The organism is Streptomyces sp. BB1-1-1, from assembly GCF_031597775.1.
GTDB lineage: Bacteria > Actinomycetota > Actinomycetes > Streptomycetales > Streptomycetaceae > Streptomyces > Streptomyces thinghirensis.
This window is the reverse complement of the sequence record NZ_CP134203.1, coordinates 5,938,170-5,950,905: the sequence shown is the minus strand read 5'-3', so window position 1 is coordinate 5,950,905 and position 12,736 is coordinate 5,938,170. Positions and strand designations below refer to the sequence as shown.

At 71.3% G+C, this 12,736-nt stretch carries 11 protein-coding genes and 3 tRNA genes; 10 read left to right on the top strand and 4 right to left on the bottom strand.

The window, feature by feature from the left end; genetic code table 11:
• Positions 1-6: 6 nt before the first annotated feature.
• The 4 genes from RI578_RS27245 (at position 7) to RI578_RS27230 (ending at position 3,689) form a co-directional block, all read left to right on the top strand.
• Positions 7-1,056 (top strand): rod shape-determining protein, encoded by a 1,050-nt coding sequence (locus RI578_RS27245; RefSeq protein ID WP_310873529.1) that lies wholly within the window; start codon positions 7-9, stop codon positions 1,054-1,056.
• Between the two features lie 34 nt (positions 1,057-1,090).
• The gene (locus tag RI578_RS27240) at positions 1,091-2,527 is read left to right on the top strand and encodes a GAF domain-containing protein (RefSeq protein ID WP_310873528.1); all 1,437 of its coding nucleotides are present in this window, start codon (positions 1,091-1,093) and stop codon (positions 2,525-2,527) included.
• Positions 2,528-2,773: 246 nt separating this feature from the next.
• Positions 2,774-3,475, top strand: a complete 702-nt coding sequence (locus RI578_RS27235) for an ANTAR domain-containing protein (protein WP_310873527.1) — start codon at positions 2,774-2,776, stop codon at positions 3,473-3,475.
• 64 nt (positions 3,476-3,539) lie between these two features.
• On the top strand, positions 3,540-3,689 hold the full coding sequence (locus RI578_RS27230) for a hypothetical protein (protein ID WP_210963514.1): 150 nt from the start codon (positions 3,540-3,542) through the stop codon (positions 3,687-3,689).
• Positions 3,690-3,744: 55 nt separating this feature from the next.
• Here the strand turns inward: RI578_RS27230 and RI578_RS27225 are convergent, their stop codons facing one another.
• On the bottom strand, positions 3,745-4,815 hold the full coding sequence (locus tag RI578_RS27225) for a helix-turn-helix domain-containing protein (protein WP_310873526.1): 1,071 nt from the start codon (positions 4,813-4,815) through the stop codon (positions 3,745-3,747).
• Between the two features lie 388 nt (positions 4,816-5,203).
• On the opposite strand from RI578_RS27225, the gene RI578_RS27220 reads away from it, so the two are divergent.
• Positions 5,204-5,917 carry a hypothetical protein gene (locus RI578_RS27220; protein ID WP_310873525.1) on the top strand — a complete coding sequence of 238 codons (714 nt, stop codon included), beginning with the start codon at positions 5,204-5,206 and terminating at the stop codon, positions 5,915-5,917.
• Between the two features lie 84 nt (positions 5,918-6,001).
• Positions 6,002-6,454: a hypothetical protein gene (locus tag RI578_RS27215; RefSeq protein WP_310873524.1), complete on the top strand. Its 453-nt coding sequence runs from the start codon at positions 6,002-6,004 to the stop codon at positions 6,452-6,454.
• A 95-nt stretch (positions 6,455-6,549) separates the two neighbouring features.
• On the opposite strand, the gene RI578_RS27210 is transcribed toward RI578_RS27215, so the two are convergent.
• From RI578_RS27210 to RI578_RS27200, 3 genes are all read right to left on the bottom strand, one after another.
• Positions 6,550-6,623, bottom strand: a tRNA-Ile gene (locus RI578_RS27210).
• Between the two features lie 177 nt (positions 6,624-6,800).
• Positions 6,801-6,873 (bottom strand) — tRNA-Asn (locus RI578_RS27205).
• Positions 6,874-6,878: 5 nt separating this feature from the next.
• Positions 6,879-6,951: transfer RNA gene (locus tag RI578_RS27200), tRNA-Asn, on the bottom strand.
• A gap of 148 nt (positions 6,952-7,099) precedes the next feature.
• Here RI578_RS27200 and RI578_RS27195 point away from each other — a divergent pair.
• The 4 genes from RI578_RS27195 to RI578_RS27180 all read left to right on the top strand — a co-directional run bounded on the left by RI578_RS27195 (position 7,100) and on the right by RI578_RS27180 (position 12,733).
• Positions 7,100-7,405, top strand: a complete 306-nt coding sequence (locus RI578_RS27195) for a YtxH domain-containing protein (RefSeq protein ID WP_121746894.1) — start codon at positions 7,100-7,102, stop codon at positions 7,403-7,405.
• A 73-nt stretch (positions 7,406-7,478) separates the two neighbouring features.
• The gene (locus RI578_RS27190) at positions 7,479-8,933 is read left to right on the top strand and encodes an FGGY family carbohydrate kinase (protein ID WP_310873523.1); all 1,455 of its coding nucleotides are present in this window, start codon (positions 7,479-7,481) and stop codon (positions 8,931-8,933) included.
• A gap of 138 nt (positions 8,934-9,071) precedes the next feature.
• A complete protein-coding gene (locus RI578_RS27185; protein ID WP_310873522.1) occupies positions 9,072-10,805 on the top strand; it encodes an ABC transporter ATP-binding protein in 1,734 nt (577 codons plus the stop codon).
• A complete protein-coding gene (locus RI578_RS27180) occupies positions 10,805-12,733 on the top strand; it encodes an ABC transporter ATP-binding protein (RefSeq protein WP_310873521.1) in 1,929 nt (642 codons plus the stop codon). Before RI578_RS27185 ends, RI578_RS27180 begins: the two co-directional genes overlap by 1 nt.
• Positions 12,734-12,736: the final 3 nt, after the last annotated feature.

The window sequence follows — 12,736 nt, the reverse complement described above, 5'->3', positions numbered from 1 at the left end:
TCTGCCATGACCGCCAGTACCGCCAGTCTGGAGCAGCTGCGTCGCTGCCACTTCGCCGTCGATCTGGGTGCGGCGCGGACCCGCGTGTACGTCAAGGGTGCCGGGCTCGTCGTCGACCAGCCGTCCGCCGCCGCGGTCAACACCCGCACGGGTGCGCTCATCGCGGTCGGCGAGTTCGCGGAGAAGATGACCGGCCGCACCCCCGCCTACATCCGTGTCGTCCGGCCCGTGTCCGGCGGTACGGTCGTCGACATCGAGATGGCCCAGCGCATGCTGCGGCACCTGCTCGGCGACAAGATCCGCCGCGCGCTGCGCCGCAAGCCCCGGCTGCGTGCCGCCGCCTGCACCCCGCACGACGCCGATCCGCTGGCCCAGCGGGCGGCGATCGAGACGCTGGTCGGGCTCGGCGCGCGCCGTGTGGAACTCGTCGACACGCTGATCGCCGCGGCGGTCGGCTGCGGACTGCCCGTGGAGCAGCCCGAGGCGACGATGATCATGGTGTGCGGGGCGCACGCCACCCAGGTCGCGGTGCTCTCCCTCGGCTCGATCGTGACCGCCGAACGCATCCCGGTCGGCGGTGAGGCCGTGGACCACGCGATCGTGCAGCTCCTGCGCCACCAGCACGAACTGGTGCTGCCCAGCCAGTCCGTACGCCCGCTGCAACTCGCCCTCTCCGGCAACGGCCTCACCCCGCAGGGACCGACGACCACCGAGATCCACGGACGGGACGTGGCGACAGGGCTCGCGCGCAGTGTGCGGGTCGACACCGCCACCGTGCGCAACGCCATCCAGACGCCGCTGACGGCCGTGCTCGACGGGATCGGCAAGGTGCTGCGGGACTGCCCGCCGGACCTGGTCGCGGACCTCGCCGACCGCGGGATCATGATGGTCGGCGGGAGCGCGCTGCTGCCGGGCTTCGACCAGATGCTGCGTCAGGCCACGGGCATGCCGGTGCACATCGCGGAGCGGCCCGACGTGTGCGCGGTCCAGGGCCTCGGCACCATGCTGGAGGGCCGGGTCGAGCCGCTGGCCCTGAACCCGGCCTCGTCCGACTGACCCACCGGCGAGCGGACCGGAGAAGCCGGACGGCATGACCGCGCAGCCCGCGCCCCGACTGACCCGCCTCCTCGAAGCCGTCCTGGGCGTCGGCACCGACCTCGACCTCCGCAGCACCCTGCGGCACATCGTGGACGGCGCCGCCGAACTGACCGGTGCCGTCTCGGCGGCCCTGACCACCGCCGACCCCGGCCGGGACGGCCTCGCCGAGATCCGCACCCCGGGCCGGTACGGCGTACCGGAGTCGGCGCCCCGGCTGCGGGTGCCGATCCACGTGCGCGACGGTGAGCGTGACGAGGAGTTCGGCGAGCTGTGCCTCGTCCGGCGGCCCGGCGGCGACCCGTTCACCGCCGACGACGAGCAACTGCTGCGGGTCCTCGCCACGCAGGCCGGCATCGCGATCGGCAACGCCCGGCTGTACGAGACGGCCCGGCAGCGCGAACGCTGGCTCGAGGGCGCGGCGGCCGTCACCACCGCGCTGCTCACCGAGGACAGCGCCGACGACGCGCTGACGACGGTCGCCGAACGGGCCCGGCTCCTCGCCGGCGCCAACGCGGGCGTGATCCTTCAGCCGACCGCCGAGGGCGGCATGGAGATCGTGACCGCATCGACGCCCGACGACCCGGACGGCATCGTCGGCGCGGCCATCGCGCCGGGCAGCCCGGTCCTGGAGCAGCTCCTCGGCGGCGAACCGGTGTTCGTCGCGGACTCGGCGACCGATCCGCGCATGACGACGCACGTGCGGCACCGGTTCGGGCCGAGCATGATGCTGCCCCTGGAGGCGAGCGGCCGGCTGATCGGCACCCTCGCCCTCCCCCGCCGCCGCGGCGACCGCCCGTACACGGCCGTCGAACGGCTGCTCGCCACGCAGTTCGCCTCGCAGGCCGCGCTCGCCCTCGTCCTCGCCGACGCCCGGCGCGGCCGGGAGCGCCTCGCGGTCTACGAGGACCGCGACCGCATCGCCCGGGATCTGCACGATCTGGTGGTGCAGCGGCTGTTCGCCACCGGCATGATGCTGGAGTCCACGCAGCGCCGCCCCGGCGCCGAGGACGTCCGCGACATCCTCGGCCGGGCGGTGGACGAACTGCGGTCCACGGTCCGGGAGGTCCGTACGACGATCTTCGCGCTGCGGCAGCCTCCGGCCGACCCGCCGGCCGGACTGCGCGGCCGGGTACTGCGCGAGACCGCGTCCGCCGCGGCCCTGCTCGGCTTCCCGCCGTCCACGCACTTCACGGGCGCCGTCGACACCCGCGTACCGGACCGGGTCGCGGACCGCCTGCTCACCGCCCTGCGCCACGCCCTGGCCGACGCGGCCGGACGGCCGGGCGTCTCCCGTGTCGAGGTCGCCGTCGACGCGACCGCCGCTTCGCCGGGCGGCGGGGAGGAAGTACGGCTGACGGTCGGCGACGACGGGGAGACCGGCGGGGGCGACGGCGGCAGGACGACGGTCACGTGGCGGTCGCCGCTGTGAGGGGGGGCGGGAGGGTCGGGAGGAGGGCCGGGCCGGAGCCGGCGGACAGCGCCTTTACCCAACGATGGGCCGGGCATTCCCCGGGCCCGGGTGTAGTCCGCTGTCCGCCGGGCAGGTGAACCGACAGCGCCGCCGGACCGCTGCGGGCCGGGACCCTGTTTCCCGGTCGGTCCGACGGCCGACGGGGGCTGTGTGACGTTGGCGAACGTCTGTCAGGGACGGAGCTAGGACGGACAAGGCGGTGACATGACCCCAGGGGCACCACCACGTCTGGCGGGGACGCCGGCCACCCTGGTCATCGACGGCCGGGTGCACGCCGGCCGGGCGCTGCTCGTCCCGCGCGGAGAACTCGTCCACGGGTGCGCGGACATCCTGGCCGAGGCCCTGGCCGCGCTGCCGGCCGACGTGGACCGGGTCGACCTTGACATGGGCGACGTGAGGTTCATGGACACGGCCGGGCTGCGGTTCCTGGACCAGCTGGGCGGCTACAGCCACCGGCAGGCGGTGCCGGCGACTGTGACGAACTGGCACGGCCAGCCGCTGCGGATCCTGGAGCTGGCCGGCCTGGACACCACCGACCCGCTGCAGGCCACCGCCCACCGTCCGGAACCGGAACCGGAGCCGGAGCCGGCACCTGAGTCCGCGCCCTCCACCGCCCCCACGGGCCCGGCCGAGCGGCTGCACGTCCTCCAGGAGGAGGTGGACCAGCTGCGCCAGGCGATCGCCTCCCGCCCGGTCATCGACCAGGCGCGGGGCGTGCTCATGGCGCTGCACGCCTGCACGTCGGAAGAGGCGTGGCACATCCTGCGCGAGGCCTCCCAGCTGTCCAACACCAAGCTGCGCACCGTCGCCGCGGCGGTCACCGCCAGCGCCGAGAGCGACGGCCCGCCCCCGCCGGCCGAGGTGCGCACGGCCCTGCGGACGGCACTGGGCCGGCTCGGACGCTGAGTGGTGCCGCCGGCCACGGATGGGTACCCGGCCCAGGACCCGTCCGGCAGGAGGAGGCACCACGATGAGCGAACAGACCCCGTCCCAGGCCGAGGGCGAACGCGACGACGAGCGGAACGACGCCACCGACCCGCCGCACACCACTCCCTCCCAGGCGGAGGGTGAGCGCGACGACGAGGAAGCGGACACGGTGGACGGCGCGGAGCGTCGGTGACCCGGCGCCTCCGTCGGGCCGAAAGCGGTGAACGCCTGCCTAGGTCTGTGGACGCCTACCGACGCCTCGGCGTGGCCATGCGCACGTCCGCCCGCACGTCCGCCCGCACGGCGGTCCGCGCGGCTCTCCCGCGCGAAGGGGCGGGGTGGTGCTGCTCCCGCCAGTCCCGCGGTGAGATGCCGTAGGCCTGCTTGAACGCCTTGCTGAAGTGGGTCGCGTCCACGAAACCCCAGGTACGGCCTATCGCCGCGATGGTCCGCACCCGGCCGCTCGGGCCGGCCAGCTCCCGCCTGCACTCGGCCAGGCGGTGCGTGCGGATCCAGTCTCCGAGGCTGATGCCCGACCGTGACAGCACGGTGTAGAGGTGGCGGACCGAGATGCCGTGCGCGGCGGCGATGCGTGGGGCCGACAGCGCCGGGTCGGCCAGGTGCTCACGGATGTACTTGGTGATGCACAGGCTGAGCGGCACCTCCGACACCGCCGCCCGGCCGGGGCCGGCACCGCCGAACTGGGAGGTCACGACGGCCCGGAGAAGTTCCACGCTGGGTCCGACGATCGCTTCGGCGTACGCCCCGCTGCGTAACTCCTCGCTGGCGGCCAGGTGGGAGAAGTACGTGAAGGCGAGGCGCGCGGTGGGATTGCCCGGGCCCAGGGCGATGGCGGCGACATCGCGCAGCACCCGCTCCGGGAGGGCGAGCGCCTCGCGCGGGATGCGCAGGGAGAGGTAGTCGAAAGCCTTCTCGAAGCGCAGCGTGTACGGGGCGGTCGACTCGAAGACCACGAGGTTCCCCGGCCCGACCAGGCACTGGCGGTCGTACTGCCCCACCAGGTTGGTCCCCGCCACCTGGAGACCGAGGAACACCGACGGCTCGGCGTCCTCCCGGGCCAGCCGCTCCGTACGGCGCAAGGACACCGGGGTCCCCTGGGCGGAGCAGACCTTCATGGGCCCCACGGTGCCGAGCCCCATACGGGCTCCGATGGCCTCCTGGGGGGCGTGGTGATCGATGTCGACCCGGGAGAATGACTTCCACAGGGCGTGCCGGATGGTGTCCTCACGTTCCCGCGGTGCCACAACCGAAGTGTCCAGTGTCGCCGGCGCGACGACGCGGTGATCTGTTCCCCCCACAAGCCACCCCTCCCTCACGGATATCAGGATGCGGCTTGCACACCCACCGCACAAGGCACGGACAGTGACCGGTGGCCGACCGCACAACTGACAAAGATCCGTGCGCGCACGACAAAGTCCGGCCTCCTCGGCACCTCTAGTCTCCTGAATCGAAGCGGAGCCATTGATGAGGAGGCACCGGGTGCGGGGGAAGAAAACCATTCTGCTTTCGGTCGCTCTCGTCCTGTGCCTGACCGCCGGCTGCGAAACCGGGAGCGGAAGTCCGACGGACACGGAGCGGCCGCATCAGGAAAAGGCCGCCGCCGAGCCGGGAACTCCGGTCAGGGACCTGACCTCCGCGGAAGAAATAGAAGTCGACCGCGCGGAGGAGGAACTCGTCCGACGGTGCATGCGCCGCGAAGGCTTCCGCTATTGGCCGGGCCCGGTGGCGGGCCTCGCGGAACGCAAGGCCGGCGGGTACGTCGTGGACGATGTCGAATGGGCCCGCCGGTACGGCTACGGCCGGTCATTCGACATCGCGGCCGAGAAGGCACGCCGCAGCCACCCCAACATCACCTACTCCGAAGCGCTCCCCGAGAAGCAACGCGTTCGGTACTCCCGGGCGCTCGACGGGGACTTCGACGACACCCTCACCGTCGAACTGCCGTCCGGCGGCTCGGTCCGCACCCCGCGCACGGGCTGCTACGCGGAGGCGAGGGGGCAGCTCTACGGCGACTACCCGACCTGGTTCCGCGCCAGGAAGACCGTGACGTCGCTGACACCCCTGTACGTTCCGCGGATCCTTCGGGACGAACGCCTGGTCACCGCCGTGACGGCGTGGTCGCACTGCATGAAGGACTCGGGGAAGCCCTTCGAGAGCCCCGATGACATCCGCAGGCAGCGGGCCCGTCTGACCAAGGGCATGAGCGAGTCGCAAGCCCGGAAAGCGGAATCCGCGCTGGCCGTGACCGAGGCCGAATGCTCCCGGAAGACATCCCTCGGAAAGATCGCGCGTGCCCTCGAGAAGGAATACCGCGAACGAGCCCTGCGCGAGCACTCGGAAGCTTTCACCACATACCAGCGGATGAGGATGTCCGCCCTCGAACGGGCCGGAAACCTCTGAGGCCGAAACATGCCCCGCCCAGATCTCCGTGGCGTGCCGGCCACGGGAAGTTCCTATTCGACCGACAGCCAAGGAGTCTCATTCATGAGGAAACTGCCCGCCGCCCTGACCGTCATGGCCATGGCCGCTCTCGGAACCGCCCTTCCCGTCTCCTCCGCGCACGCGGCCGCGACCTGCTCCGACAACTACTCGGGCGCGGCCTCCGGCTACATGTACGCCTACGACTACGCCTACTGCGACGGATACCTCGGCAGGGCGGTGGGCAACGACTCCAACTGGGGTGACGGCGGCGGAAGCTTCCAGGGCGGAGACACCAACAAGGCGACGTCCATTCTCAACAAGGGCAACAACTACGAAGTCCAGTTCTTCAACGGAACCGGAACGCAGTGGAGCGGCGGCCACATCTGCCTGTCCCGCAACGAGGGCTACGCCTCCGACCTCACCAACGACTACTTCACCAGCGGCTACCGGGTCAGCAACGCCATCAGCTCGCACCGCTGGGTGAGCGCCGGCACCTGCAGCAAGTGGGCCGTCTGACCTCAGCGCCGACGCCGACACGTGCGGGGACGCCACCGACCCGGTGGCGTCCCCGCACGCGTGTACCTGAACGTTCCTGCGCCAAGAGGCTGGAGTGGGGCGGGTGGGACTCGAACCCACGGCCGGCGGATTATGAGTCCGCTGCTCTAACCGGCTGAGCTACCGCCCCATAGCGGCGTGTCGCGTACAAGTGTGCGCGCCGTCTGCCGCAGCATAGCCGCTCATACGATCTCCTGCCTCGGATGGTCGGCTACCGCGACGCCTTCATGACCTTGAGGACTCCGCAGCGTGCCGCGCGGTTCCCGGACATGAAAAAGGACCCCCTGCGGGGTCCTCGTTCACCGTGCTCCCCCGACTGGACTCGAACCAGTAACCTGCCGGTTAACAGCCGGCTGCTCTGCCAATTGAGCTACGGAGGACCGAGCTCCTCGGACTGGACTCGAACCAGTAACCTGCCGGTTAACAGCCGGCTGCTCTGCCAATTGAGCTACCGAGGATTGACTCGTTGCATCGAACGCCTCCTCCTGGGTATCCGCCAGGGGGCGCGCGCTCGCTGCGACACATACATTAGCGCAAGCAGGGGGGTGCTCCGCCAATCGGTACTCCCCGGCACCGGGGACCTAGGGCAAGGGAAGGGTGGCCGCCATGCGTTACCGGCTCACGTTCGTCGTCGGACTCGCGGTGGGATACGTGCTGGGCACGAAGGCCGGTCGGGAGCGGTACGAGCAGTTGCGGAAGTCCGCCCGTCAGGTCGCGCAGAACCCCGCCGTACGCAACACCGCCGAGTCGGCGGCCCAGCAGGGCAGGCACTTCGCCGACAAGGCGTACACCGCGGTGAGCGACAAGGTCGGGGACCGGATGCCCGACTCGGTGGCCCAGCGGGTCCGCTCCCTGCGCGAACGCAACACCAACGGCAGCGGAGCGGACGACTGGGGCACCAGCAACACCTGAGACGGGTGCCTGTGCCGGGTCCCGTGCCCCCACCGGGTACGGACACCGCTCGCGGTGCGGCAGAATTTTGGGCATGGGGATAGTCGCCGGGTTGGACAGTTCGCCCGATTTCACTCGTATCGTCGTCTGCGATTCGGACACGGGTGCCGTGCTGCGGCAGGGCTACGCGCCGCATCCGGTGGAGAGCCCCGAAGGCGGGGGCCGTCCATCGGACGTCGATCCGCAGGCCTGGCTGCTGTCCCTCGGGGAGGCCGCCGGCGGCGGCCTGCTGGAGGGCGTGCAGGCCATCGGCGTGTCCGCGCAGGCGAACTCGGTCGTGCCGCTGGACTCGCAGGGCAACACCGTGCGCCCGGCCATGGTGGGCGGCGACAAGCGCTCCCAGGTGGCCGCGGCCGACCTGATCGACGCGCTCGGCGGGCGTGAGGCGTGGGCGCATGCCGTGGGCTCGGTGCCGCAGGCCGCGCAGCCGGTGACCAAGCTGCGCTGGCTGGCCCGGACCGAACCCGAGGCGGCGGCACGGACCGCCGTGCTGCTCCAGGCCCACGACTGGCTGGTGTGGCAGCTGCTCGGGCGGCCGGTCCGGAGGACCACCGACCGGGGCGGAGCGTCCGGGACCGGTTACTGGTCGGCGGCGACCAGCGGCTACCGGCCCGATCTGGTCGAGATGGCGCTCGGGCACCAGGTGATGCTGCCGGAGGTGATCGGCCCGGCCGACGCGGCCGGTACGACGCCGGAGGGCCTGCTGATCTCCGCCGGGACCGGCGAGACGCAGGCCGCCGCCTTCGGGCTGGGGATCGGGCTGGGCGACGCGGTGGTGTCGCTGGGCGCCTCCGGGTCCGTCATGGCCGTGCACACCGAGCCGCTCGTCGACCAGTCCGGCATGATCACCGCCCTGGCGGACGCCACCGGCATGCACCTGCCGGTCGTCACCACCCTGAACGCCGTACGGACCCTGCGGGGCGCCGCCGAGCTGCTCGGCGTGCCGGACCTGGAGAGCCTGTCCGAGCTGGCGATGAAGTCGACGCCGGGCTCGCACGGGCTGGTGCTGCTGCCCTACCTGGAGGGCGAGCGCACACCGAACCTGCCGCACACCGCCGGCACGCTCGCCGGCCTGCGGCGCGAGTCGATGAAGCCCGAGCATCTGGCGCGGGCCGCGTTCGAGGGCATGCTGTGCGGTCTCGCCGACGCCCTGGACGTGCTGCGCGGCCGGGGCGTGGACGTGCGGCGGGTCTTCCTGCTGGGCGCGGCGGCCGAGCTGCCGGCCGTGCAGGCGGCGGCGCCCGCGCTGTTCGGGACGCAGGTCGTCGTACCGCAGCCGGCGGACTACGCCGCGATCGGCTCCGCCCGGCAGGCGGCCTGGGCGCTGGGCGTGTCCCAGGGCACGCTGGACCCGCGCACTCCCCCCGTCTGGCAGGGCGCGGTCGCGCAGGTGCTGGAGCCGGGCGAGGAGCTGGCGGTGGGGCAGGCGGTGCGCCAGCAGTTCGTGTCGGTGCGGGAGCAGACGCATCCGGGCGCGCTGCGCACGTGAGGAGCGGCCCCGCACCGCCCGTAAGGCCGGAAGTAGCGCGCTGTTGGGTTAATCGGTTGAGGTAACGCGGGTGGAGTGTTCGACGATAGGGGCCAGGGGCAACCAACCGCTCCTGTCGCCGACTCCGAGAGACCCAGCGTGCTCATACGACTCCTGCGGACCTGTCTCAGGCCCTACCGAAAACCCATCGCCCTGCTGGTGGCGCTGCAGTTCCTGCAGACCTGCGCCTCCCTCTACCTGCCGACCCTGAACGCGGACATCATCGACGAAGGGGTCGTGAAGGGGGACTCCGGTTACATCCTGAGCTACGGCGCCCTGATGATCGGCATCTCGCTGGCCCAGGTCGTGTGCAACATCGGTGCCGTCTACTACGGTGCGCGAACCGCGGCCGCGGTCGGCCGGGACGTGCGGGGCGCGGTCTTCGACCGGGTGCAGTCCTTCTCGGCGCGCGAGGTCGGCGGCTTCGGCGCTCCCTCGCTGATCACCCGGACGACGAACGACGTGCAGCAGGTCCAGATGCTGGCCCTGATGACGTTCACGCTGATGGTGTCGGCGCCCATCATGTGCGTCGGCGGCATCGTGATGGCGCTCGGCCTGGACGTGCCGCTGTCCGGGGTGCTCGTCGCGGTGGTGCCGGTGCTGGCGATCTGCGTGACCCTCATCGTGCGGCGGCTGCGCCCGCTGTTCCGGGCCATGCAGGAGCGGCTGGACACGGTGAACCGGGTGCTGCGCGAGCAGATCACCGGCAACCGGGTCATCCGCGCCTTCGTGCGGGACGAGTACGAGCAGCAGCGCTTCCGGAAGGCCAACGCGGACCTGACCGAGGTGGCGCTGGGTTCCGGCAACCTGCTCGCGCTGATGTTCCCCGTGGTCATGACGGTGGTGAACGTGTCGTCGGTCGCGGTGGTGTGGTTCGGCGCCCACCGGATCGAGAGCGGCGGGATGCAGATCGGCGATCTGACCGCGTTCCTCGCCTACCTCATGCAGATCGTCATGTCCGTGATGATGGCCACCTTCATGTTCATGATGGTGCCGCGCGCGGAGGTGTGCGCCGAGCGCATCCAGGAGGTCCTGGGGACCGAGAGCAGTGTGGTGCCTCCCGTGGCGCCGGTCACCGAGCTGCGCCGGCACGGGCACCTGGAGCTCCGGGGGGCCGGTTTCCGCTACCCCGGTGCCGAGGAGCCGGTGCTCCGGCACATCGACCTGGTGGCCCGGCCGGGCGAGACGACCGCCGTCATCGGCTCCACCGGCAGCGGCAAGTCCACGCTGCTCGGGCTGGTCCCCCGGCTGTTCGACGCCACGGACGGCGAGGTGCTGGTCGACGGGGTGGACGTACGGACCGTCGATCCGAAGCTACTGGCCAGGACCGTGGGGCTGGTGCCGCAGAAGCCGTATCTCTTCGCGGGCACGGTCGCCACCAATCTGCGCTACGGCAATCCGGACGCCAGCGACGAGGAGCTGTGGCACGCGCTGGGGGTGGCGCAGGCCAAGGAGTTCGTGGAGCGGCTGGAGGGCGGGCTCGACGCGCCGGTCTCGCAGGGCGGCACGAACGTGTCGGGCGGCCAGCGGCAGCGGCTCGCCATCGCCCGGACGCTGGTCCAGCGCCCGGAGATCTACCTCTTCGACGACTCCTTCTCCGCCCTCGACTACGCCACCGACGCCGCGCTCCGTGCCGAGCTGGGCCGGGAGACGGCCGAGGCGACCGTGGTGATCGTGGCGCAGCGGGTGGCGACCATCCGGGACGCGGACCGGATCATCGTGCTGGACGAGGGGCGGGTGGTCGGCGTGGGCCGGCACCAGGAGCTGATGGCGGACAACGAGACCTACCGGGAGATCGTGCTCTCCCAGCTGACGGAAGCGGAGGCCGCCTGATGGCCGGGCCTGCGGGTCGCATGATGGCCGGGGGCGGTCCCGACCAGCGTTCGATGGACCTCAAGGGGTCGGGCAAGCGGCTCGTCGCCCGGTTCCGGCCGGAGCGGGTGGTCCTCTGCACGCTGCTGGCGTGCCTGGTCGTCAGCGTCGGTCTCAGCGTGATCGGGCCGAAGATCCTCGGCAGGGCCACCGACCTGATCTTCGCGGGCATCGTCGGGCGGGACATGCCGTCCGGGGCCACGAAGCAACAGGTCCTGGACTCCATGCGCGAGCGCGGCGACGGCGATGTCGCCGACATGCTCCGCAGCACGGACTTCACCCCGGGCCAGGGCATCGACTTCGGTGCCGTGGGTGAGGTGCTGCTGCTCGCGCTGGCGGTGTTCGCCGTCGCCGGGTTGCTGATGGCGGTGGCCACGCGGCTGGTGAACCGCGCGGTCAACCGGACCATGTTCCGGATGCGGGAGGACGTGCAGACGAAGCTGTCGCGGCTGCCGCTGTCGTACTTCGACAAGCGGCAGCGCGGCGAGGTGCTGAGCCGGGCGACGAACGACATCGACAACATCCAGCAGACGCTGCAGCAGTCCATGGGCCAGCTGATCAACTCGCTGCTGACCATCATCGGCGTGCTGGCGATGATGTTCTACGTCTCCTGGATCCTGGCGCTGGTCGCGCTGGTGACCGTGCCGCTGTCGTACGTGGTGGCCACGCGTGTGGGCAAGCGGTCGCAGCCGCAGTTCGTGCAGCAGTGGCGCTCGACGGGACGGCTGAACGCGCACATCGAGGAGATGTACACCGGACACGCCCTCGTGAAGGTGTTCGGGCGCCAGGAGCAGTCGGCGAAGCAGTTCGCCGAGGAGAACGACGCGCTGTACGAGGCCGGGTTCAAGGCGCAGTTCAACAGCGGGGTCATGCAGCCGCTGATGATGTTCGTGTCCAACCTGAACTACGTGCTCGTCGCGGTGGTGGGCGGCCTGCGGGTCGCCTCGGGCTCCCTGTCCATCGGTGACGTGCAGGCCTTCATCCAGTACTCCCGGCAGTTCTCGATGCCGCTGACGCAGGTCGCGTCGATGGCGAACCTGGTGCAGTCGGGGGTGGCGTCGGCGGAGCGGATCTTCGAGCTGCTGGACGCCGAGGAGCAGTCGGCGGACCCGATCCCGGGAGCCCGGCCCGAGGACCTGCGCGGGCGGGTGGAGCTGGAGCACGTGTCCTTCCGCTACGACCCGGAGAAGCCCCTGATCGAGGACCTGTCCCTGAAGGTGGAGCCGGGGCACACGGTCGCCATCGTCGGACCCACGGGCGCCGGGAAGACCACCCTCGTCAATCTGCTGATGCGGTTCTACGAGGTATCCGGCGGGCGGATCACCCTGGACGGCGTGGACGTGGCGAAGATGTCCAGGGACGAGCTGCGGGCCGGCATCGGCATGGTGCTCCAGGACACCTGGCTGTTCGGCGGCACCATCGCGGAGAACATCGCGTACGGGGCGTCGCGGAAGGTGACGCGCGGGGAGATCGAGGAGGCGGCGCGGGCCGCGCACGCCGACCGGTTCGTGCGGACGCTGCCCGACGGCTACGACACGGTGATCGACGACGAGGGCACGGGGGTGAGCGCCGGTGAGAAGCAGCTCATCACCATCGCGCGGGCGTTCCTGTCCGACCCGGTGATCCTGGTCCTCGACGAGGCCACGTCGTCCGTGGACACCCGTACCGAGGTGCTCATCCAGAAGGCGATGGCCAAGCTGGCGCACGGGCGGACGTCCTTCGTGATCGCGCACCGGCTGTCGACGATCCGCGACGCCGACGTGATCTTGGTGATGGAGAATGGGTCCATCATCGAGCAGGGCACGCACGGCGAGCTGCTGGCGGCCGGCGGCGGGTACGCGCGCCTGTACGCGGCGCAGTTCGCGCAGGCGGTCGCCGAGGTCGACTGACCT